Origin of the sequence: Streptomyces sp. SP17BM10 (assembly GCF_036322405.1) — a bacterium.
Lineage (GTDB): Bacteria > Actinomycetota > Actinomycetes > Streptomycetales > Streptomycetaceae > Kitasatospora.
This window is the reverse complement of sequence record NZ_JAQYXB010000391.1, coordinates 1-289: the sequence shown is the minus strand read 5'-3', so window position 1 is coordinate 289 and position 289 is coordinate 1. Positions and strand designations below refer to the sequence as shown.

Sequence of the window (289 nt, the reverse complement as noted above, 5' to 3'; positions counted from 1 at the left end):
TCAACGCCAGATATGTTGACATCCCCGGCCTCGATCGTCTGATCGGGGTTGGAGATTCCTTTTGAAATAAACACTAGCGAGGACGCAGTGCGCGGGATCACCTTATTCCGGTGGTTGCCGTGCCGCTCAACGCGGGTGTGAACCGGATGACCGGTAAGCATTCACGGAGAGTTTGATCCTGGCTCAGGACGAACGCTGGCGGCGTGCTTAACACATGCAAGTCGAACGGTGAAGCCCTTCGGGGTGGATCAGTGGCGAACGGGTGAGTAACACGTGGGCAATCTGCCCT

The 289-nt window shown here is 57.1% G+C and carries 1 rRNA gene; it reads left to right on the top strand.

Going from position 1 to position 289, the window contains the following annotated elements:
* Positions 1-160: 160 nt before the first annotated feature.
* A 16S ribosomal RNA gene (locus PUR71_RS02900) occupies positions 161-289 on the top strand; the annotation flags it as partial.